The sequence below is a fragment of the Streptomyces sp. NBC_01408 genome (genome assembly GCF_026340255.1).
GTDB lineage: Bacteria > Actinomycetota > Actinomycetes > Streptomycetales > Streptomycetaceae > Streptomyces.
In genome coordinates this window covers 2037210-2057383 of record NZ_JAPEPJ010000001.1, presented here as the reverse complement: position 1 = coordinate 2057383, position 20174 = coordinate 2037210, and the positions used below count along the sequence as shown (strand labels likewise).

Genomic DNA, 20174 nt, shown 5'->3' with positions numbered 1-20174 from the left:
TCACCGGCCCTTCGGGAGGCCGAGGATCCGCTCGGCGACGATGTTGCGCTGGATCTGCGAGGTGCCCGCCGCGATGGTGTAGGAGAGCGAGGAGAGCCGGTCCAGCGCCCACTCCTCCTCCAGCGAGAGGCAGTCGGCCCCCAGGACCTCGGCGGCCGCGTCGTACAGCTCCTGGCGGGCGTGCGAGTACGCCAGCTTGAAGACGGAGCCGCCGATGCCGGGGACCCCGCCGGTCAGCTCCGCCTCGCTGACGTTCCACTGCGTCAGGCGCCACAGGGCGCCGAACTCCCCGTACAGCCGCCCGAGCCGGCGCCGCAGCACCGGGTCGTCCCAGCGGCCGTTCGCCTTCGCCCTGCGGGCGAGCTCGCCCAGGGTGCGGCGGCAGGCGACGACCTCGCCGACGAAGGCGGTCCCCCGCTCGAAGGACAGGGTCACCATGGTGACGCGCCAGCCGTCGTTCTCCGCCCCGACCCGGTGGCCGACCGGGACGCGCACCTCGTCGAGGAACATCTCCGCGAACTCCGTGGACCCGGCGAGCGTGCGCAACGGCCGGACCGTCACCCCGGGGGCGTCCATCGGCATGGCCAGCCAGGAGATCCCCCGGTGCTTGGGGACCTCCGCGCTGACGGGCTCGGTCCGCACCAGCAGCTCGCACCAGTCGGCCACCTCCGCGTGCGAGGTCCAGATCTTCGACCCGGTGATCACGTACTCGTCGCCGTCGCGGACGGCGCGCGTGCGCAGCGAGGCCAGGTCGGAGCCCGCGTCCGGCTCGCTGAAGCCCTGGCACCACACCTCGTCGCCCCGCAGTACGGGCGGCAGCCAGCGCGCCCGCTGCTCCGGCGTCCCCTCGGCGGCGATGGTCGGGCCGGCGTGCAGCAGCCCGACGAAGTTCGCGCCGACGTACGGGGCCCCGGCCCGCTCGGTCTCCTCCAGGAAGATCAGGTGCTGGGTCGGGGTGGCTCCGCGCCCGCCCGAGTCGACGGGCCAGTGCAGGCCCGCGTACCCGGCCTCGTACAGCCTGCGCTGCCAGCCGAGGTCGTAGGCCCGCCGCCCCGGCCAGTCGTCCGGGGCGGGTCGGGCGGGCAGCTCGGGCAGCGTCTTGGCGAGCCATTCGCGCAGGCGGGCGCGGAACTCCTGCTCCTCCTCGGTGTAGGTCAGGTCCATCAGCGGCCCTTGACCCGGTCCCGGTCGAGGTCCAGGCCGAGCATGCGGATGGCGTTGCCGCGCATGAGTTTGTAGACCGTCTCGTCGTCGAGGCCCTTGACGTGGTCGAGGGCGACCTCCTTGGTGTGCGGGAAGGTCGAGTCCACGTGCGGGTAGTCGGTCTCGAAGGTGGCGTTGTCGCGGCCGACCACGTCCAGCGAGGCGATCCCGTGCTTGTCGCGGAAGAAGCAGCAGAACATCTGCCGGTAGTAGTACGTGGACGGCGGCTCGGGGATCAGGTCGCGGACCCCGCCCCAGGCGCGGTGCTCCTGCCAGACGTCGTCGGCGCGCTCCAGGGCGTACGGGATCCAGCCCATCTGGCCCTCGCTGTACGCCAGTTTGAGCGTCGGGAACTTCACCAGCACCCCGCTGAACAAGAAGTCCATCATCGAGGCCATGGCGTTGTTGAAGCTGAGCGAGGCCTGTACGGCGGGCGGCGCGTCGGGGGAGGCGGCGGGCATCTGGGAGCTGGACCCGATGTGCATGTTGACGACCGTGCCGGTCTCCTGGCAGACGGCGAAGAAGGGGTCCCAGTACCCGGAGTGGATCGACGGCAGGCCCAGGTAGGTCGGGATCTCGGAGAAGGTCACGGCACGCACCCCGCGGGCGGCGTTGCGCCGGATCTCCGCCACCGCCAGGTCGATGTCCCACAGCGGGATGATGCACAGCGGGATCAGCCGGCCGCCGCTGTCGCCGCACCACTCCTCGACCATCCAGTCGTTGTAGGCGCGCACGCAGGCCAGGGCGACCTCCTTGTCGTGGGCCTCTGCGAAGGTCTGCCCGCAGAACCGCGGGAAGGTCGGGAAGCACAGGGACGCTTCGACGTGGTTGAGGTCCATGTCGGCCAGCCGCGCCTTGGGATCCCAGCACCCCCGCCGCATCTCCTCCCTCGTGATCCCCTCCAGGGTCATGTCGTCGCGGTCGAAGCCGACGGCGGCGATGTTGCGCTTGTACGGGAACTTCAGGTCCTCGTAGATCCACCAGTCGGTCGGCGGGCCGTCGGGGTCCATGGAGATCACGTACTTGCCGCCGGTGTACTCCAGCTCGCCGATGCCCGCGGTGAGTGCCTTGGGGCCGCGGTCGCGGTACTTGGCGGGCAGCCAGACGTCGAAGAGGTGGGCGGGCTCGATCACGTGGTCGTCGACGCTGATGATCCGAGGCAATTCCAGTTCCATGACCGTCTCCCCAATCTGATGGATCGTCAGAAACAAGCTAGCCCCGCCACCTCTGGACCGGCAAGCGTCGGCGCCCTACGCTCTCCGCTTGATCTGACTATCCGTCAGCAAATCGGCCAAGGGGAGCTCCGGGATGACGGACACCGCGACAGAACTGAGCCGGTCCGCGACCCTGTGGGAGCTGATCGCCCGCAGGGCCGCACTGACCCCGGACACCACGGTCCTCATCGAGGCCGCCGACGAGCCCGCGGCGACGGACCCCTCGACGAACCCCCCGACGGACCGCCGCCTGACCTTCGGGCAGCTGCGCGACCGCGCCGAACGTGTCGCCGCGGGCCTCCACGGCATGGGCGTCCGCCCGGGCACGGTCGTCGCCTGGCAGCTCCCCACCCGCATCGAGACCGTGCTGCTCACGGCCGCCCTCGCCCGCATCGGCGCCGTCCAGTCCCCCGTGATCCCCTTCTACCGGGACCGGGAGGTCGGCTTCGCGCTCCGCGAGTCCAAGGCCGAGTTCTTCGCCGTACCGGGCGTCTGGCGCGGCTTCGACCACACCGCGATGGCCGCCCGCCTCGGCGCGCGCGGCGTCTTCGAGGCCTACGAGGACCTGCCCGAGGGCGACCCCGCCGTACTCCCGCCGCCGCCCGCCCGCGGCACCGACGTCCGGTGGATCTACTGGACCTCCGGCACGACCTCCGACCCCAAGGGCGTCCTGCACACCGACCGCTCACTGATCGCCGGCGGCTCCTGCCTCGCCCACGCCCTGCACCTCACCCCGGCCGACGTCGGCTCCATGGCCTTCCCCTTCGCGCACATAGCCGGGCCCGACTACACCGTGATGCTGCTGCTCTACGGCTTCCCCGCGGTCCTCTTCGAGAAGTTCGCGATGCCCGGCGCGCTGGACGGCTACCGCCGCCACGGCGTCACCGTGGCCGGCGGCTCGACGGCCTTCTACTCCATGTTCCTGGCGGAGCAGCGCAAGGACCCCGCCACTCCGCTCATCCCCACCCTGCGCCTGCTGGCGGGCGGCGGAGCCCCCAAACCGCCGGAGATCTACCACGCGGTCGTCCGCGAGCTGGGCTGCCAGCTGACCCACGGCTACGGCATGACCGAGGTCCCGATGATCACCATGGGGGCACCGGACGACACCGCGGAACACCTGGCGACCACCGAGGGCCGCCCGCCGGCCGGCATGTCCATCCGCATCACGGCCCCGGACGGCACCCCCCTGCCCCCGAACACGGACGGCGAGGTCCGGCTGCGCGGCGAGGCCGTCTGCCGGGGCTACCTGAACGGGGACCGGTCCGCCGAGGTCTTCGACCCCGACGGCTACCTGATCACCGGCGACCTGGGCCACCTGACCCCCGACGGCTACCTCGTCCTGACCGGCCGCAGCAAGGACGTCATCATCCGCAAGGGCGAGAACATCTCGGCGAAGGAGATCGAGGACCTGCTCCACCAGCTGCCGGGCGTCGCCGACGCGGCCGTCATCGGCCTCCCCGACGCGGACCGCGGCGAACGCGTCTGCGCGGTGGTCGAACAACCCCCGGGAGCCGCCCCCCTGACCCTGCCCCAGGTGACCGCGTACCTCCGCACCCAGGGCCTGGCCACCCACAAACTCCCCGAACAACTGGAACTCCTGGAGTCCCTCCCCCGCAACGAGGCCCTGCGCAAGGTCCTGAAGTACCAACTCCGCGACCGGTACGCCTAAAGCCGGGGCGTGGGGCGGGGACGCACAGGAGAGTCCCCGCAGGACGAGCGCGCAACCCGGGCCGGACCGTCGGGGTCTGGCTCCGAAGCCGGGGCGTGGGGCGGGGACGCGCAGGAGGGTCCCCGCAGGACGAGCGCGCAACCCGGGCCGGACCGTCGGGGTCTGGCTCCGAAGCCGGGGCGTGGGGCGGGGACGCGCAGGAGGGTCCCCGCAGGACGAGCGCGCAACCCGGGCCGGGCATGCGTAGCCCAGGCTGCGTGCGCGAGCCGAGGAGACGCTCCGGAGCGGCACCGACCCACACCCAAGGCCAAACCCAGCCCCGCCGGCGATTGAGGCGCGGGGCCTGGGGCAGAGCCCCAGCAACGGCGCCGCACCACGACCGCCGGGCCGCCGGGCCGCCAGGCCGCCGGGCGACGCCGCAGGCGAGCCACGTGACCCGGGACCCAGACCCCGGGACCCAGACCCCGGGGCCCGGCCCCGTCACACGTCCGGCGCCTCCACCCCGCAGTAGCCCGCGAAGGCCGCCAGGATCTCCTCCTCCGAGATACGGCCGTCGCCATCGGCGTCCAGCGCCGCCGCCACCTGACCGGCCAGCTCCGGCGCGGTGCCCAGGACCCGCAGCACCCGCGCGGTCGCCGACGGCGTGGCGCCGGCGCCCTCCTCGTCCGCCACGGCGATCACCGCCCGCAGGAACGGCCGCGCGATCTCCGCGAACCGCTCCGGGCTGTCCCGCAGCCGCTTCGCCGCCCCGGTGATGAACTCCTCGCGGGACACCCGCTGGTCCCCGTCGACGTCGGCGATGCCGGCCATCCCTTGCCAGAACGCCTCGGCGCCCGCGAAGACGGCCTGGCCCCTGTCCGACCGGGCGGCCGTGCCGAATTCGGCCAGGACGGCCTTCGCGGCCGCGCTGAAGTCCTCCCGGTCGATATAGCCGGACCCGTCCTGGTCGAAGGTGGCGAATCGGGCGGCGATCTTGCGCTCGTATTCTGCGCTGTCCATATTCGGCGTTCCGCCTTCACATGTGCAGTGGGTTCAGTTCAAGACAAGGCAGGAGCGTACGGCCTTCGTGGCCTGCGCGTTAAGCGAAGCGGTCAAGGAGGTGGCCGCATCGAACCCGCGCACGGGGAGCGCGGCGGGGCGCGCACACCTGTACCCATGTACCGGCGGACGCACCACGGTTCACGCCCGCCACGCCCCACGGGCGGCCGACGCCCCTTCGGACCGACCGTTTAGCACGCAGCACACCTTTCGTGGACGAGGTTCTCCCAAAACGGGCGCGATCCACCATGTGCCCACTACATTCGTTGAGTCGACACACGGCTGGGGGCACTGATGCCGAAGGACGTACCACCGCGCTGGGACCGCCGCATGCAACAGCGGCTCGCCCGCGGCGAGGCCGCCGCGCTCGGGGAGCTGTACGACCGCTTCGCCTCGCTCGTGCACAGCCTGGCGCACCGGGTGCTGGGAGACGAGAAGGCCGCCGACCGGATCACCCGTGAGGTCTTCGGCTACATCTGGGAGAACCCCGACGCCTACGACCCCAAGCAGGGCTCCATGCGCTCCTGGGTCGCCCGGATCACCCAGGGCCAGGCCGTGGCCCGGCTGCGCCAGGCCGAGCTGGGCCGGGGCTCGCGCGAGGAGCTGGAGCAGAAGGTGCGCAGCGCCAACGCCGCCGCCCGCGCGGACTACATCGTCACCTCCATGCCCGCGCCGCTGCGCGCCGCGCTCGAACTCGCCTACTTCAAGCGGCGCGACTACCGGCAGGCCGCCGCCGACCTCCAGATCAGCGAGGACGAGGCCCGCCGCCGGCTGCGCCTCGGGCTGCAACTGCTGTCGACCGCCAACGCCCTCCCGCAGGAGGACACCGCCCGGCCCGGATACGGCCCTCGTGAATTTGGGACACCGCGATGAACGGCCCCGCCCAGTCGCCCGACGACGGATACGAACGTCCCGGCGGCCAGGCGCGGATACCGGGCCCGCGCGGGGCCGCCGACGACCTGGACCCGCGGCACGCCCCGCGGCTCCTGCCGGACCCGGACCAGGAGGCCGCCCCAGCGCCCCCGCCGCCGCCCTCGCACGCCGTACTGAAGTCCCTGCTCGGCGCGTGGGCGCTGGCCGCGTGCTCCACCGAGGAGACGCAGGCGGTGGAGGACCACCTCACCGAGTGCGCGCCCTGCGCGGAGGAGGCGCTGCGGCTGCGCGACGCGGTCGGGCTGCTGCACCCGGAGGAGAGCCTCGACCTCAAGCCGCTGCTGCGGTCGCGGGTGCTGGAGGACTGCCTGGGCAAGCGGCCGGCCCGCATCCCGGTGCCGGCGTGGGCGAACCCGTACGACACCGAGACCGCGCGGCTCGACGCGCTCCTCCAGGACTTCGGGGACTCGGAGTGGCACACCCCGGTGCGGCTGAAGTGGTTCGAGGAGGAGCGGCGCCAGTCGCGGCGGACCACGGTGGCGGGGGTCATCGGGCACCTGCTGACGGTGGACGGGCTGATCGCCACGGCGCTGGGCCTGGACGACCCGCTGGGCCCGGACGCACCGCCCGGCGGCCCGGCCGCGCGGACGGAGCACTTCTGGGAGGCGTCGGCGTACCCGGCCACGCGCAAGGTCCGCGACCCGTGGCGGGAACAGGGCCACACCCTGGTGCGTACGGTGTCCTTCGCCGGCCGGGGCGTGGCGGAGCTCGCGGTGGACTACGGGAGCTTCGCGCTACCGCTCGGGGACGCGTTCCTGGAGCGGGCCTTCGAGTGCTGGGTCCACGCCTCGGACATCGCGGAGGCGGTGGACTACCCGTACGAGCCCCCGTCCGGCCCCCACATGCACGGGATGATCGACCTGGCGGCCCGGCTCCTGCCGAGCGCGCTGGCCCGGCGCCGCCGCGCGGGTCTGGCGGCCCCGGCCCGCGGCCTGGTCGCGGCGGGCGCGCCCGGGCGGACCCTGCACCTGGAGATCGAGGGCGCGGGCGGCGGCGGCTGGGACATCGCCCTGGACTCCCCGGCGGCGAAGCCCTCGCCGGAGCGGACGGTGGCGGAGATCGCCCTGGACGGCGCCGAGTTCTGCCAGCTGGCCGCCGGCCACATCTCCCCGGAGGAGGCGGCCGTAGGCCAGCACGGCGACCGCGAGGCCATCCGCGACGTCCTCTTCGCAGCCGCCTCCCTCAGCCACCTCTAGGGGGTGTCCAGTGATCATGGCCGGGCCCGGCCAACCCAGCCGCCGGACCAAATCCAGCCCCGCCGGCGCTTGAGGCGCGGGGCCCGGGGCAGCGCCCCGGCAACGGCCCCGCAGGAAACCACGGGACCCGGACCCAGCCAATCCCGCCCCGCCGGGCCAAAACCAGCCCCGCCGGCGCTTGAGGCGCGGGGCTCGGGGCAGCGCCCCGGCAACGGCCCCGCAGGAAACCACGGGACCCGGACCCAGCCAATCCCGCCCCGCCGGGCCAAATCCAGCCCCGCCGGCGTTTGAGGCGCGGGGTCCGGGGCAGCGCCCCGGCAGCGGCCCCGCAGGAAACCCGGCGAACCCCCCGGGAGGGATCAGGCGAAGACGACCGTCCGCGCCCCGTTCAACAGCACCCGGTGCTCGCTGTGCCACTTCACGGCCCGCGCCAGCGCCTGGCATTCCACGTCGCGCCCGATCGCCACCAGCTGGTCCGGGGTCACCTCGTGGCCGACCCGCTCGACCTCCTGCTCGATGATCGGCCCCTCGTCGAGGTCCGCCGTCACGTAGTGCGCGGTCGCGCCGATCAGCTTCACACCGCGCGCGTGCGCCTGGTGGTACGGCTTCGCACCCTTGAAGCTCGGCAGGAAGGAGTGGTGGATGTTGATGATCCGCCCGCTCAGTTCCTTGCAGAGGGTGTCCGACAGGACCTGCATGTACCGGGCGAGCACCACCAGCTCGACGTTCTCGGAGCGCACGAGCTCCAGCAGCTCGGCCTCCGCCGCCGCCTTCGTGTCCTTCGTCACCGGGATGTGCACGAACGGGACGTCGTAGGAGCCCACCAGCTCGGCGAAGTCGGTGTGGTTGGAGACCACGGCCGCGATCTCGACCGGCAGGGCCCCGATACTCGAGCGGAACAGCAGGTCGTTCAGGCAGTGGCCGAACTTCGACACCATGAGCACGATCCGCATGCGCTCGTCGGAGCGGTGGATCTGCCAGTCCATCTTGAAGGAGTCGCCGATCGCGGCGAAGCTGGCGCGCAGCTTCTCCACCGTCACGGGCGGCTCGGCCTCGAAGTGCACCCGCATGAAGAAGAGTCCGGTCGCCCGGTCTCCGAACTGCTGGCTGTCCACGATGTTGCAGCCGGTCATGAAGAGGTAACTCGACACGGCGTGCACGATGCCCTGCTTGTCGGGGCAGGACACGGTAAGGACGTACTGCGGGGGCTGAGGCTGTGCCTCGGGATGCGGATCGCTCATGACCGCATAGCCTTTCACACCGCGCGGGTCAGGATCCTCAGCAGTTCCAGCGACCGCGGCGGGACGTCGGGGTCCTCCCCGTCGGCCGTCGCCAGCCGTACGTGCGCCTCGCGGGCGGCGCGTACCGCCTCGGGCCACGCGTGGTGCTCCAGGTAGGCGGAGACGGGGGCGTCGGGCCCGACCTGGTGCAGGATCCGCAGCACCCGGAGCACGGCGAGGTCGACCAGGGCCGCCTCCTGCGAGTCGCGGAAGATCGTGCCGACGTACTTCTCGGCGGACCAGCTGTCGAGCCAGGTGTCCTCGACGAGCCGGTACACGGCGTCGGTGACGTCCCCGTACCCTTCGGTGCCGGCCAGCCAGGTGTCCTCGTGGAAGGCCGGATCGGAGAGCATGTGCAGCGCCGAGCGCACATTGCTGCGCCAGCGCCACCACGGCATGTCATTGAGGGGCATGCCGCCCATGGTGGAGGAGCGGCCGCCGCGACGGGAAGAGTTCTTCGAACCTTGGGCGAATGTCACGCTTTCGATCGTACGTTCCCGCTGGTCACGATCTTGAAGCGGCTGTGTGCGCGTGACACCCCCGTAATTCACCTGGGCGTCACCCGATGTTGTGTCCATCTCACACTTGAGTTACCTCCGGAGCGGAATGGTGCATGGACATGACCATGTCGCGCCGCGCAGCATCCCTCTCCCGCACCCTCGTGGCCACGGCAGTGGGTGCCTGTCTCGTCGCCGGGTGCGGGGCGCTCCCCGGGGGTTCGGAGGGCTCCGGGGACACCATCACCGTCATGACCTTCGCCCCGGAGCAGACCAAGGCGACCAACATGCCCGGTATGCCCGGCATGGCGAAGGCCTACGAACGGTGGGTCAACTCCAAGGGCGGCATCAACGGCCGCAAGCTGCGCGTGCTGACCTGCAACGAGAAGAACACGCCGACCGGCGCCGCCGACTGCGCGCGCAAGGCGATAGCCGAGAAGGCCGTCGCCGTCGTCGGCTCCTACAGCCAGCACGGCCGCGCCTTCATGGCCCCGCTGGAGGCCGAGGGCATCCCCTTCATCGGCGGGTACGGGGTCTCCTCGGAGGAGTTCCAGTCCACGCTCTCCTACCCCGTCAACGGCGGCCAGCCCGTCCTCCTCGCAGGCTCCGGACACCAGCTGGGCAAGGCCTGCACCCAGGTGGCCCTGGTCCGCCCGGACACCCTCGCCGGCGACTCCCTGCCGGTCCTGCTCAACGCCGGGCTGAAGGCCAACAAGGTGGCCGAGGCCAACGACATCCGGGCGGCCGAGGACTCCGCGGACTTCACCCCGCAGGCCCGCGAGGCCCTCGCCAACACCTCGGGCGGCAAGGACCCCAAGGACTCCAAGGAAGCGAAGGAAGCGAAGGAAAAGGAGAAGGAGAGGGGCTGCGTGAGCGCCGTGCTGGGCGAGCGCACCGAGACCTTCTTCGACGCCTTCCGCCGCATCGACACCCAGCGCAAGAACCCGCAGATCTCCTCTGTCCTGGGCAGCGTCAGCCAGTCCCTGGTCGACCGCACCGGCGGCCGGGAGAGCCCCTTCGAGGGCGCGTACCTCACCAGCTGGTACCCGGTGTCCTCCGATCCGCTGTGGGAGCCGATGCGGAAGGTGATCGCCGACCACGCCTTCGGCGACGACACCCTCGACCCGGACGACAGCGGGGCGCAGACCACCTGGATCGCCTACACCGTCCTGAGCGAGATCGTGAAGCGCATCAAGGCGGACGAGGACATCACCGCCCGCAAGGTCGGACGTCTGCTCAACCAGTCGCAGGCGGTCAGCACCGGCGGCCTCACCCCGGACCTGAGCTGGCGCTACCAGGACATGCGCGCCGTGGCCGGCTTCCCCCGCATCGTCAACGGCCAGGTCACCTTCCAGATCGTCCAGGACGGCCGCCTCGTGGCGCAGCCCGGCGAGCAGCCCCTGGACATGACCCCGACCCTGGAACAGGCCCCCCGCGCCGCCTGACGCCCTAGTGCTGTGGCCGGAAAGGTTTGCCGGGTCGCGTCGTCCGGTGCGGCAAACCTTTCCGGTCACAGCACTAGCGGCCGCCCGGGACCCCGGTCCCGTCGGGGAGAGCGCCGCTCACAGCTGCGCCTTGTCCCGCTTGGTGAGGCCGTACTTGGCGGCGATCGTGTTCCACATGGCCGCCGCCGACTCCTTGGCCTTCGTCGCCTCACCGCTCGCCTTGTTGCCCGCGGCGGCGTTGTCGGTGGCCTTGGCCTTGCCGTCCTTGCAGCCCTTGTCGCCCTTGTCGTCGCCCACGTCGTCCGCCCACGCCGCGTAGCTGGTGTCGGCGGACGCGGAGGACTCCCAGGCCTTGGTGAGGGCGGCGGACAGTTTCGCGTGGTCGGGGAGCTTGTCCAGCTTCAGCTCCTGGAGCCGGGTCACGAGCTCCTCGCGCTGGCGGGCCGCGGCCCGCAGGTCACCGGCCGCACCGTCGAGGTTCTTGCAGCTCTTGATGTCCTCCACGGCCTTGATCACCGAGGCCCGGCTGTCGTTGCTGTCCGCGAGGAGCTTGTCCAGTTGGACGGCCTGCGGACGGGCCGGGTCCACGGGGGCCTCGCCGCCGGGCGCCGCGGAGCCGCCGACGCTCGCGGCGGGTTCGGAGGGCACCGCGCCCGGGTCGTTGTTCTGCGGCTTGCCGTTCCCGAGCAGCGAGCCGACGCCGAGCCCGACGACGGCCAGCCCGATGACGACCGCGGCGATGATCGCGGGCGACACCTTGCGCGGGGCCTCCGGCGGCGGGGGCGGCGCGTACCGGGGCTGCGGCTGGTGCGGGTGCTGTGCGTGCGGGTGCTGTGCCTGCGGGTGCGGTACGGGGCCCTGCGCTCGCGGCGGATAGGGCCGCGGCGGGGGCTGACGCAGCACCGGCTCCTGGACGGGCGGCAACTGCTGCGTGTGCCCGGCGGAACCGTCGTCAGGGCCGCCGCTGCTGCGGAAAAGCCCGTCGAACTCGGCGGCGGGCACGGGCGCGATGTACTGCGTCGCCGCCTCACCGTGGTCCGGAGCCGCGGGCACGGGCGGAATGTACTGCGTCGTCGCCTCACCATGAGCCGGAGCCGCCGGCACGGGCGGAATGTACTGCGTCGCCGCCTCACCATGAGCCGGAGCCGCCGGCACGGGCGGAATGTACTGGGTGACGGCCTCGGGCAGCGGCGGGTACCCGTACCCGTGCGGATCCCCCGGCCCCTCGTACCCCGGCCCCACCACATGCCCGGGCACGGCCTGCGGCTGCGGGTACCCGTACGCGGGCCCCGCCTGCCCCACCTGCGGCTGCGGATACCCGTAAGCGGGCCCCGGCTGCGGCTGCCCGTACGCCTGCCCGGGCTGTGGCTGCGGCCCCGGCTGCCCGTACGCCTGCCCCGGACTCACCGGCTGCCCCGCCTGCCCCGCCTGCCCCGCCTGCCCCGGGTTCACGGGCTGCCCCGGGTTCACGGGCTGGCCCATCTGCGCCTGCTGCCCCTGCTGCCCCGGGTAGCCGTACTCCTGCTGCTGCCCCGGCTGCGCGGGGTGTTCCGGGTAACCGGGCGCCGGATCCGGCTGCGCCGGGTCCGGACCCCACGGGGCACCCGACTGGGGCGCACCCCCCTGTCCGTTCTCCGTCACCGGGACTCCCTCTCCGACTTGCCCGAACCTACGGAACCGTCGGCTCACGCTACCGTTCCTATGGTTGATGGCCAATGTCGGCCGAATCACCGTGGCCCGGGCTGTGCCCGGTTGTCTCCCGAACGGTCTTGGAGACAGGGAACATCACGAGTTGACCGCTTCGGCCCCGGCAGGTCTTGGTGCCCTGGTGGGGCGTGCCTGTGGTCCTTGGCGGGCTCGCGTTCCCGCGTGCCCTCGGGCGGGGGACGGTCTGGCCGGTAGCTCTCCGCGCCACGATCCTCTGGTCGTCTGCGGTCACACCTGGCCGACGCCGTATCCCGTGTCCGAGGGCGCGCCTGCCGATCGCCACGGCGGCCGCATGGTGGCCGGTGACGTCGACGGTCTTCGCCTGCTGCTGCAGCGGCTGCTCCCAGTACTGGGCTCCCCAGCGGGAGGTGTAGGCGGGATCGACCGCCACGACGACGAGGCCGGCATGGTGGGCCATACCGCGCAGCCGTTCCCGGAAGCGCGCTGTGGGCAGACCGGCGACAGTGCGGCGGAACGTCCTGCCGCGTTTGCCCCGGCCCATCGTCTCGCGGCCCGTAGCGCGGGCGTCGGCGAAGCCGAGGTTCTCAATCGCCAGACCGGCGCAGCCGTTCGTCTCGGCGAGGTTGATCAGTTCCGTGATCGCGGCCCGCAGGCGCCCGTCGCGCCGGGATGCGGACCCGCTCAGGTCGGTGGGCACGGTGAAGGGCTCACCGACCGGGTTGCCGTGCGCGTCTACGACGCAGGCGGCGAGGTGGTCTGCATTGAGGTCCACAGCCAGTAGCCGGACACCCGTGGCAACCAGCTCGACGGGTGTAGGCAGCGCTGTCTTCGGGGTGGACCACGAAGCATCGAGGTACCAGCGGCCGCGTTCGGGGTCGCACACGATGTCGTAGCGAACGGCCCGGTTGGCTGTGGCCCGGTCCAGCCACTCTTCGCGGCGGTGGTTGAACGTGACGGCGCAGGCGAGCCGGTAGCGGCCGCGTGGGGCGTTGGCGAGGTGCCGCAGAGGTTCGGGCAGTACAAACGTGACCGTGCCTTCGGCCGGGTCCACGCTGATCGTGTAGTTCCCGTACGGCGCCCCCGACTCCCCGTCGGCCGTGAGGAACATCCGTTGCGCGTCCCACCGCTCCCGCCACTCGGTTTCGGTCAGACCGGCAGCGGCGAGATGGTGCCGGTTTTTCGCGAGTCGGTGACCGCCGACCACGATCGCCGGACGCCCCGCCTCGATCCGCCGCTCCACCTCGGCCAAGGGTGCGGTGAGTACCTGTAACCGGCGCTGCTTCTGCGCTCGCTCGGCCCGGTCCGGGTACCCGAGAACACCTCCCAAGCGCCGACCGCACGGCACCGCCAGACGCTTACCGATCTTTGCTATGACCCGGCGGAGAGAGGCCCGGTCATCGAACAAGCACCGCGCACTGAGCTGATACTGGTCCTCACTGGCCCGGGTCATGGCACCCGCCCACCGCGACGATGACACCGTCGTCAGCGCGCGTTTGCGTTCCGCCCGCCCATTGCGCTTCGCCGGCACCACCCCGATCCGCACCCGCTCAGCAAGATCAGCCCGGGCGTGCTGGCCGAGATGCCCACCAACAATCCACAAGACCTCGGCATCAGGGGTGGACAGGTGCAGGCGATCCCGGATACGCGCACCTGAGGGCGCCGACACGACGAACGGATCAGCCAGCGTCCGCAGTGCCTGTTTCCGACGACCCCCATCACGCGCCACCAGCACACCCCTCCCCAACCCGCACAGCAGTTCTTACGGCCTCCACCAACGATGACGTCTCCACCGACATTCGCGTGCTTGCGACCCTGCCCGTTCACTCATACGAGATGTCCGATGGCCAATAGCCACCAACAACCGAATCAACAGCTACGCCGCCCGCGCCTCCAGCCGCGCCCCGAACTCCCGGACCGCCGCCTCCTCCCGGTACGGCTCCAGCCGCAGCCGGAAGTCCGCCAGGTACTCCGTGCCGCGGTTCGAGCGGAGCCCCTCCAGCAGGTCCGCGGCCTGCGTGGCCGTCTGGCAGGCCTGTTCCACCTCCCGCTGCTGGACCTGCGCCGCCGCCAGCAGCAGCAGCCCGATGGCCCGGCGGCGCGCCTTGCCCGCAGGGAGGCTCCGCAGGGCCTCCTCCGCCCGCCTGCCCGCCTCGTCCGCCTGGCCCAGGTCCCGGTGGCAGTGGGCCAGTTCGTCCGCGAGGTACGCCTCGTTGAAGTGCCGGATCCACACCGGGTCGTCGCCCGACTCCGGTTCGGCCCGTTCCAGCGCGGTCACCGCCCGCGAGGACAGCACCGCCGCGGCCCTGGAGTCCCCGAGCAGCGCGTGCCCGCGCGCTTCGGCGGCGTAGAACATCGCCTCCACCCGCGGGGTGACCTGCCCGCGGGTGCCCTCCTGCGCGGCCCGCGCCAGCTGCGCGATCTCTCTCGGGTTGCCCAGCTCGGCGGCGAGGTGGCTCATGGACGCCGCGAGCACGTAGCCCCCGTACGCGCGGTCCCCGGCCGCCTGCGCCAGGCGCAGCGCCTGGATGTAGTACCGCTGCGCCAGCCCGGGCTGGCCGGTGTCCACGGCCATGTACCCCGCGAGCTCGGTGAGCCGGGCCACGGCCGCGAACAGCGCCCGGCCCACCGGCTCCCGGTAGGAGCCGCCGATCAGCCCGGACACCACGGAGTTGAGGTAGTGCACGACCACGGGCCGTACGTGCCCGCTGCCGAAGCGGTGGTCGAGTTCGGTGAGGGCCTCCGTGGTGGCCCGTACCGCCTCCACGTCGGACATCCCGACCCGGGAGCCGCCGCTGCGCGCCACCTGCGCGTCGGCCCCGGTGATCAGCCAGTCGCGGCTGGGCTCGACCAGTGCCGAGGCGGCCACGCTGGAGCCCGCCAGGAAGTCGCGGCGGCCCACGTCGCTGCGCCACAGCTCGCAGACCTGCTCGATGGCGCCGATGACGGTCGGGGAGAACTGCAGGCCGACGCCGGAGGCGAGGTTCTTGCCGTTGGCCATGCCGATCTCGTCGATGGTGACGGTCCGGCCGAGTTTGCGGCCGAGGGCCTCGGCGATGATGCCGGGCGCCCGGCCGCGCGGCTGCTGTCCGCGCAGCCAGCGGGCCACGGAGGTCTTGTCGTAGCGGAGATCGAGACCGTGTTCGGCCCCGCACATGTTGACCCGCCGGGCGAGCCCGGCATTGGAGCACCCGGCTTCCTGGATGAGCGCCTGCAGCCGTTCGTTCGGCTGGCGGGCGACGAGAGGCCTGGCTGCCATGAAAACCCCCTGTGGCCGCGGGTGATCCTTCGAATGATCACTTCCCGCCTGATGTGCGGAGAATCTTCCGCTCTGCGTGGTGTCGCTACCCAACTCCGGCGCCCCGGCCTCCCACGCGCCCCCGCACGTGCATCCGTGCGCCCCGTATGCAGGATCGATGCTCCTTCCACCGGCTGGTTTACGCCCGTAACCCCCGGTGACCCGGATAGTTGTGATGGGCGTGGAAGAGACCATCGGAGTCACGGAGACCGCACCCATCCCCAAGCAGCGCGGCGAGCAGCTGCTGGACCATGCCGTGCGGTACGCGGAAGAACGGCACTGGGACGTCTTCGCCGGCACCTGGCTGGAGGTGGCGGACGGGCGCGAGCTGTGCTCCTGCGGGGCCGCGGACTGCCCGGCGCCGGGCGCGCACCCGGCCGTCAAGGACTGGGCGACGCTCGCCACCGGCAGCGCGGTGCAGGTCCGGCGGGTGTGGGCGAAGCACCCCGAGGCCTCGATCCTGATGCCGACGGGCCGGACCTTCGACGCGCTCGACGTCCCGGACTCCGCGGGGTTCCTGGCCCTGGCCCGGCTGGAGCGGATGCAGCGCACCATCGGACCGGTGGCCCTCACCCCCGATCACCGGATGCTGTTCTTCGTCCTGCCGGGCGCCGGGGCGAAGATCGCGGACCTGGTGCGCAAGCTCGGCTGGTCCCCCTCCACCATCGACCTGGCCGCGCGCGGCGAGGGCGAGTACGTGGCCGCCCCGCCCACCCGCTTCGGCGGCCGGGGATCGGTCCAGTGGGCGCGGCGGCCCACGCCGGCGAACCGGTGGCTGCCGGACACGGAGGAGCTGATCGACGCCCTCGCGTACTCGTGCGGACGCGAGGCGGCGGCGGCCCGGACCCGCAAGGGGGCGTGACCACGCCGTCCGAACCCGCGACCACGCCACCACGCCACCACGCCGTTTGTACCGGCAAGTTCATGACATACGTAACTGCCCAGGCCCTTCCCGGTCCTCCTATGGTGAGGAAAGAACGACCAACGGGGACGGAACGAGAGGCAGGCGCATGCCGGACCAGGGTGATGCGACGGGTGGGGCGTACGGAACGGGTGGCGCGCGATCCGTGCCGTCCGCCGTGCGGGTGGAAGGTCTGTGGAAGCGCTTCGGGGAGCAGGTGGCCGTCGCCGGGATCGATCTGGACCTGCCCGCGGGCAAGTTCATCGGCCTGGTCGGTCCGAACGGCGCGGGCAAGACGACGACCCTGTCGATGGTGACCGGACTCCTGCGCCCGGACATGGGCCGGGTCCTGGTCGCCGGACACGACGTGTGGGCCGACCCGGTGCGGGTGAAGTCCCGGATCGGCGTGCTGCCGGAGGGGCTGCGGCTCTTCGAGCGGCTGTCGGGGCGCGAACTCCTCGGCTACATGGGGCGCCTGCGCGGCCTGCCGGGCGAGGAGACCGACAAGCGGGCCACGCAGCTGCTGGAGGTCCTCGACCTCGCGGGCTCGCAGAACAAGCTGGTCGTGGACTACTCGACGGGCATGCGGAAGAAGATCGGCCTGGCCGCCGCCCTGCTGCACAACCCCGAAGTCCTCTTCCTGGACGAGCCGTTCGAGGGGGTCGACCCGGTGTCGGCCCAGACCATCCGCGGGGTGCTGGAACGTTACACCGCCTCCGGTGCCACGGTCGTGTTCTCCTCCCACGTCATGGAGCTCGTCGAGTCCCTGTGCGACTGGGTGGCCGTCATGGCCGCCGGCCGGATCCGCGCCGCCGGCCCGCTGGCCGACGTACGGGGCACCGCGCCCACCCTGCAGGCCGCCTTCCTCGAACTGGTCGGCGCCCACGGGCGCGACGCGGCGGGCGACTCGCTGGACTGGCTCGGCGGGGCGGCGAAGTCATGACGACCGCCACCGCGCCCCACCGCACACCGCCCGTGGCCCTCACCCCGATCTTCGTCCGGCTGAAGCTGTCGCTGCTGGCCAACGGCCTGAAGGGCTCCTCGAAGCGAAAGGCCGTGTACTTCTCGACGCTGGCCTTCGCCCTGGTGGTGGGCTTCTTCGTCACCCTCGGCATGGCCATGCTGCACGGCCACGCCCGCGCCGGCACGGTCGTCGTCCTGCTGGCCGCGATCCTCGCGCTCGGCTGGGCCTTCATGCCGCTGTTCTTCCCCACCGGTGACGAGACGCTCGACCCGAGCCGTCTCGTGATGCTGCCGCTCCAGCCGCGTCCGCTGGTACGGGCCCTCCTGTCCTCCTCGCTGGTCGGTATCGGCCCGCTGTTCACGCTGTGCCTGGCGGTCGGCTCGGTGATCGCGGTCGCCCGCGGGGCCGCGGGTACGGTGGCCGCCGTCCTGGCCGTCCCCCTCCTCCTGCTGGTCTGCGTGGCCCTCGCCCGGGCGGTGGCCACGGCCAACGTGCGGCTGCTGACCAGCCGCAAGGGGCGCGACCTGGCCCTGCTGAGCGGCCTGCTGATCGCGGTGGGCGCGCAGGTGGCCAACTTCGCCAGCCAGCGCCTGTTCGAGGCGGGCGGCATGGCCCGGCTGGAACCCGTCGAGGAAGTGGTGCGGTGGCTGCCGCCCGCGACCGCCGTCGGCATGGTGGACTCGGCGAGCGAGGGCGCGTACGCCCGGGCCGCGGCCCAGCTGCTGCTGACCCTCGTGGCGCTGGCCCTGCTCCTGTGGTTCTGGGAACGCAGCCTCACCAAGCTGATGGTCACGCCGGACGGCTCGACCATCTCGGCGGCGGCGCCGGCCAAGGACCGCGGCGAGCACGGCCTGTGGTCCCTGCTGCCCGCCGGCCGGACCGGCGCGACCATGCAGCGCACCCTGCGGTACGCGGTGCGCGACCCGAAGACCAAGGCCTCCTGGGTGACCGCGCTGGCGATCGGCATGATCGTGCCGGTCTTCAACGCCCTCCAGGGCACGGGTTCCGTCTACTTCGCCTGCTTCGGCGCGGGCATGCTCGGCGTCCAGATGTACAACCAGTTCGGGCAGGACACCTCGGCGTTCTGGATGGTCGCGCAGACCATCTCGACCCCCCGCGACGCCTACGAGGAACTGCGCGCCCGCGCCGCTGCGCTGGCCCTCGTCACGGTCCCGTACACGGTCCTCGTCACGGTGGTCACGGCCGCCCTGCTCGGCGACTGGCGGGCCTTCCCCGCGGGCCTGGGCCTGTCCCTGGCCCTGCTGGGTTCGATGCTGTGCACGGGAGCGCTGTCCTCGGCCCGCTTCGCGTACTCCATCCCGACGGACGGCGCCTTCAAGAACGTCGCGCCGGGCCAGGGAGGACTCGCCTGGATGAGCATCTTCGGCGGCATGCTGGCCTCGGCGGCGATCTGCGCACCGGTCATCGCCCTGACCATCTGGTTCAACGTGGCGGACTACCAGAGCGTGTCCTGGCTGCTGGTCCCGCTGGGCGTGGGCTGGGGCACCCTGGCCGCCTGGGCGGGCCTGCGCCTGTCGGCTCCGGCGGTGTCCGGGAAGCTGCCGGAGATCCTGCAGGCGGTGAGCAAGGGCTGAGGGCGCCGCCTCCGGGCGGGGCGGGTGAAGGTGCCCGGCCCCGCCTGAATACCGGCACTCATGTGCCGCGGCCCGCCGTCCCGTTGAGTGGGGTCCCGTGAACGCGGACACCTCCACCGGACGGCGGGCCTTCGTAATGCCGCTCGTCTCCACCTGCTGACGCCGGCGACGGCCGGCCCGGCCCCCGGGGCGGCTCAGCGGGTCTCGCGCAGCCAGCCCGCGACCTCGGTCGCCCAGTAGGTGAGGATCGTGTCGGCGCCGGCCCGCTTGATGCCCAGCAGGGTCTCCATGATCGCCCGGTCGCGCTCGATCCAGCCCTTCTCCGCCGCCGCCTCGATCATCGCGAACTCGCCGCTGATCTGGTACGCGGCCACCGGGACGTCCACCGCCTGCGCGACCCGGTAGAGGATGTCCAGGTAGGGGCCGGCCGGCTTGACCATCACCATGTCGGCGCCCTCCTCCAGGTCCAGGGCGAGCTCCCGCAGGGACTCGCGGGCGTTCGCCGGGTCCTGCTGGTAGGTCTTGCGGTCGCCCTGGAGGGAGGAGGCCACCGCCTCCCGGAAGGGGCCGTAGAAGGCCGAGGTGTACTTCGCCGTGTACGCGAGGATCGAGACGTCCTCGTGCCCGGTCCCGTCCAGCGCGTCCCGGATGACGCCGACCTGGCCGTCCATCATTCCGCTGGGCCCGACCACGTGGACGCCCGCGTCGGCCTGGACCTGCGCCATCTCGGCGTACCGCTCCAGCGTGGCGTCGTTGTCGACCCGGCCGTTCTCGTCGAGGACCCCGCAGTGCCCGTGGTCGGTGTACTCGTCCAGACACAGGTCCGACATGATCACCAGGTCGTCCCCGACCTCGGCCTTCACATCGCGGATCGCGATCTGGAGGATCCCGTCCGGCTCGGTGCCCGCCGTGCCCAGCGCGTCCTTGTTCTCGTCGGCCGGGACCCCGAAGAGCATGATCCCGGCGACCCCCGCCTCCACCGCCTCCACGGCGGCCTTGCGCAGCGTGTCCCGGGTGTGCTGGACGACGCCCGGCATGGCCGAGATCGCCAGGGGCTCGCTGATGCCCTCCCGGACGAACGCCGGAAGGATCAGGTCCGAGGGGTGCAGCCGGTTCTCGGCGACCATCCGCCGCATTGCCGGGGTGGTGCGCAGCCGCCGGGGCCGCGAGCCGGGGAAGGATCCGTACGTGCTCATCTTGTCGTCGCCTCTTCGAGCATCGAGAACAGTCGCGTCCAGCCTAGGGCCCCCTCCTGCCCCGCCAACGCCTGAGGCGC

The 20174-nt window shown here is 72.2% G+C and carries 16 protein-coding genes; 7 read left to right on the top strand and 9 right to left on the bottom strand.

Annotation, left to right across the window (positions count from 1 at the left end; genetic code table 11):
- Both OG447_RS09645 and OG447_RS09640 read right to left on the bottom strand, forming a co-directional pair.
- Nucleotides 1-1164 carry an acyl-CoA dehydrogenase gene (locus OG447_RS09645; RefSeq protein WP_266936065.1) on the bottom strand — a complete coding sequence of 388 codons (1164 nt, stop codon included), beginning with the start codon at nucleotides 1162-1164 and terminating at the stop codon, nucleotides 1-3.
- Entirely contained in the window at nucleotides 1164-2378 is a 1215-nt protein-coding gene (locus OG447_RS09640) for an amidohydrolase family protein (RefSeq protein ID WP_266936064.1), read from the bottom strand. Before OG447_RS09640 ends, OG447_RS09645 begins: the two co-directional genes overlap by 1 nt.
- A 133-nt stretch (nucleotides 2379-2511) precedes the next feature.
- On the opposite strand from OG447_RS09640, the gene OG447_RS09635 reads away from it, so the two are divergent.
- Nucleotides 2512-4086, top strand: a complete 1575-nt coding sequence (locus OG447_RS09635) for a class I adenylate-forming enzyme family protein (RefSeq protein WP_266936063.1) — start codon at nucleotides 2512-2514, stop codon at nucleotides 4084-4086.
- Between the two features lie 480 nt (nucleotides 4087-4566).
- Here the strand turns inward: OG447_RS09635 and OG447_RS09630 are convergent, their stop codons facing one another.
- Complete coding sequence (locus OG447_RS09630) at nucleotides 4567-5085, bottom strand: EF-hand domain-containing protein (protein ID WP_266936062.1); 519 nt, start codon at nucleotides 5083-5085, stop codon at nucleotides 4567-4569.
- 333 nt (nucleotides 5086-5418) lie between these two features.
- Here OG447_RS09630 and OG447_RS09625 point away from each other — a divergent pair, with 333 nt between their 5' ends.
- Both OG447_RS09625 and OG447_RS09620 read left to right on the top strand, forming a co-directional pair.
- The gene (locus OG447_RS09625; RefSeq protein ID WP_266936061.1) at nucleotides 5419-5997 is read left to right on the top strand and encodes a sigma-70 family RNA polymerase sigma factor; all 579 of its coding nucleotides are present in this window, start codon (nucleotides 5419-5421) and stop codon (nucleotides 5995-5997) included.
- A complete protein-coding gene (locus tag OG447_RS09620) occupies nucleotides 5994-7253 on the top strand; it encodes a zf-HC2 domain-containing protein (protein WP_266936060.1) in 1260 nt (419 codons plus the stop codon). The genes OG447_RS09625 and OG447_RS09620 overlap by 4 nt, the downstream gene beginning before the upstream one ends.
- A gap of 359 nt (nucleotides 7254-7612) precedes the next feature.
- Here OG447_RS09620 and purU read toward each other — a convergent pair whose 3' ends face one another.
- Entirely contained in the window at nucleotides 7613-8494 is an 882-nt protein-coding gene (purU, locus tag OG447_RS09615; protein ID WP_266936059.1) for a formyltetrahydrofolate deformylase, read from the bottom strand.
- Between the two features lie 14 nt (nucleotides 8495-8508).
- The gene (locus OG447_RS09610; protein ID WP_266938811.1) at nucleotides 8509-8955 is read right to left on the bottom strand and encodes a hypothetical protein; all 447 of its coding nucleotides are present in this window, start codon (nucleotides 8953-8955) and stop codon (nucleotides 8509-8511) included.
- Nucleotides 8956-9152: 197 nt separating this feature from the next.
- Here OG447_RS09610 and OG447_RS09605 point away from each other — a divergent pair, with 197 nt between their 5' ends.
- Nucleotides 9153-10475 (top strand): ABC transporter substrate-binding protein, encoded by a 1323-nt coding sequence (locus tag OG447_RS09605; protein ID WP_266936058.1) that lies wholly within the window; start codon nucleotides 9153-9155, stop codon nucleotides 10473-10475.
- A 117-nt stretch (nucleotides 10476-10592) separates the two neighbouring features.
- Here OG447_RS09605 and OG447_RS09600 read toward each other — a convergent pair whose 3' ends face one another.
- From OG447_RS09600 to OG447_RS09590, 3 genes are all read right to left on the bottom strand, one after another.
- Nucleotides 10593-12116: a hypothetical protein gene (locus OG447_RS09600; RefSeq protein WP_266936057.1), complete on the bottom strand. Its 1524-nt coding sequence runs from the start codon at nucleotides 12114-12116 to the stop codon at nucleotides 10593-10595.
- 58 nt (nucleotides 12117-12174) lie between these two features.
- A complete protein-coding gene (locus OG447_RS09595; protein ID WP_266936056.1) occupies nucleotides 12175-13875 on the bottom strand; it encodes a hypothetical protein in 1701 nt (566 codons plus the stop codon).
- 141 nt (nucleotides 13876-14016) lie between these two features.
- The gene (locus tag OG447_RS09590; protein WP_266936055.1) at nucleotides 14017-15399 is read right to left on the bottom strand and encodes a transcriptional regulator; all 1383 of its coding nucleotides are present in this window, start codon (nucleotides 15397-15399) and stop codon (nucleotides 14017-14019) included.
- 214 nt (nucleotides 15400-15613) lie between these two features.
- On the opposite strand from OG447_RS09590, the gene OG447_RS09585 reads away from it, so the two are divergent.
- The 3 genes from OG447_RS09585 to OG447_RS09575 all read left to right on the top strand — a co-directional run bounded on the left by OG447_RS09585 (nucleotide 15614) and on the right by OG447_RS09575 (nucleotide 18898).
- Complete coding sequence (locus OG447_RS09585) at nucleotides 15614-16300, top strand: bifunctional DNA primase/polymerase (protein ID WP_266936054.1); 687 nt, start codon at nucleotides 15614-15616, stop codon at nucleotides 16298-16300.
- A 148-nt stretch (nucleotides 16301-16448) separates the two neighbouring features.
- On the top strand, nucleotides 16449-17282 hold the full coding sequence (locus tag OG447_RS09580) for an ABC transporter ATP-binding protein (protein WP_266936053.1): 834 nt from the start codon (nucleotides 16449-16451) through the stop codon (nucleotides 17280-17282).
- Nucleotides 17279-18898: a transporter gene (locus OG447_RS09575; protein ID WP_266936052.1), complete on the top strand. Its 1620-nt coding sequence runs from the start codon at nucleotides 17279-17281 to the stop codon at nucleotides 18896-18898. Before OG447_RS09580 ends, OG447_RS09575 begins: the two co-directional genes overlap by 4 nt.
- 194 nt (nucleotides 18899-19092) lie before the next feature.
- Here the strand turns inward: OG447_RS09575 and hemB are convergent, their stop codons facing one another.
- On the bottom strand, nucleotides 19093-20094 hold the full coding sequence (gene hemB / locus OG447_RS09570) for a porphobilinogen synthase (RefSeq protein WP_266936051.1): 1002 nt from the start codon (nucleotides 20092-20094) through the stop codon (nucleotides 19093-19095).
- Between the last annotated feature and the right edge of the window lie 80 nt (nucleotides 20095-20174).

What these genes read in the sequence shown, in the direction of transcription:
- OG447_RS09645 (WP_266936065.1), bottom strand. Translation starts at nt 1,164, where the DNA reads ATGGACCTGACCTACACCGAGGAGGAGCAGGAGTTCCGCGCCCGCCTG.
- OG447_RS09640 (WP_266936064.1), bottom strand. Translation starts at nt 2,378, where the DNA reads ATGGAACTGGAATTGCCTCGGATCATCAGCGTCGACGACCACGTGATC.
- OG447_RS09635 (WP_266936063.1), top strand. Translation starts at nt 2,512, where the DNA reads ATGACGGACACCGCGACAGAACTGAGCCGGTCCGCGACCCTGTGGGAG.
- OG447_RS09630 (WP_266936062.1), bottom strand. Translation starts at nt 5,085, where the DNA reads ATGGACAGCGCAGAATACGAGCGCAAGATCGCCGCCCGATTCGCCACC.
- OG447_RS09625 (WP_266936061.1), top strand. Translation starts at nt 5,419, where the DNA reads ATGCCGAAGGACGTACCACCGCGCTGGGACCGCCGCATGCAACAGCGG.
- OG447_RS09620 (WP_266936060.1), top strand. Translation starts at nt 5,994, where the DNA reads ATGAACGGCCCCGCCCAGTCGCCCGACGACGGATACGAACGTCCCGGC.
- purU (WP_266936059.1), bottom strand. Translation starts at nt 8,494, where the DNA reads ATGAGCGATCCGCATCCCGAGGCACAGCCTCAGCCCCCGCAGTACGTC.
- OG447_RS09610 (WP_266938811.1), bottom strand. Translation starts at nt 8,955, where the DNA reads ATGGGCGGCATGCCCCTCAATGACATGCCGTGGTGGCGCTGGCGCAGC.
- OG447_RS09605 (WP_266936058.1), top strand. Translation starts at nt 9,153, where the DNA reads ATGACCATGTCGCGCCGCGCAGCATCCCTCTCCCGCACCCTCGTGGCC.
- OG447_RS09590 (WP_266936055.1), bottom strand. Translation starts at nt 15,399, where the DNA reads ATGGCAGCCAGGCCTCTCGTCGCCCGCCAGCCGAACGAACGGCTGCAG.
- OG447_RS09585 (WP_266936054.1), top strand. Translation starts at nt 15,614, where the DNA reads ATGGGCGTGGAAGAGACCATCGGAGTCACGGAGACCGCACCCATCCCC.
- OG447_RS09580 (WP_266936053.1), top strand. Translation starts at nt 16,449, where the DNA reads ATGCCGGACCAGGGTGATGCGACGGGTGGGGCGTACGGAACGGGTGGC.
- OG447_RS09575 (WP_266936052.1), top strand. Translation starts at nt 17,279, where the DNA reads ATGACGACCGCCACCGCGCCCCACCGCACACCGCCCGTGGCCCTCACC.
- hemB (WP_266936051.1), bottom strand. Translation starts at nt 20,094, where the DNA reads ATGAGCACGTACGGATCCTTCCCCGGCTCGCGGCCCCGGCGGCTGCGC.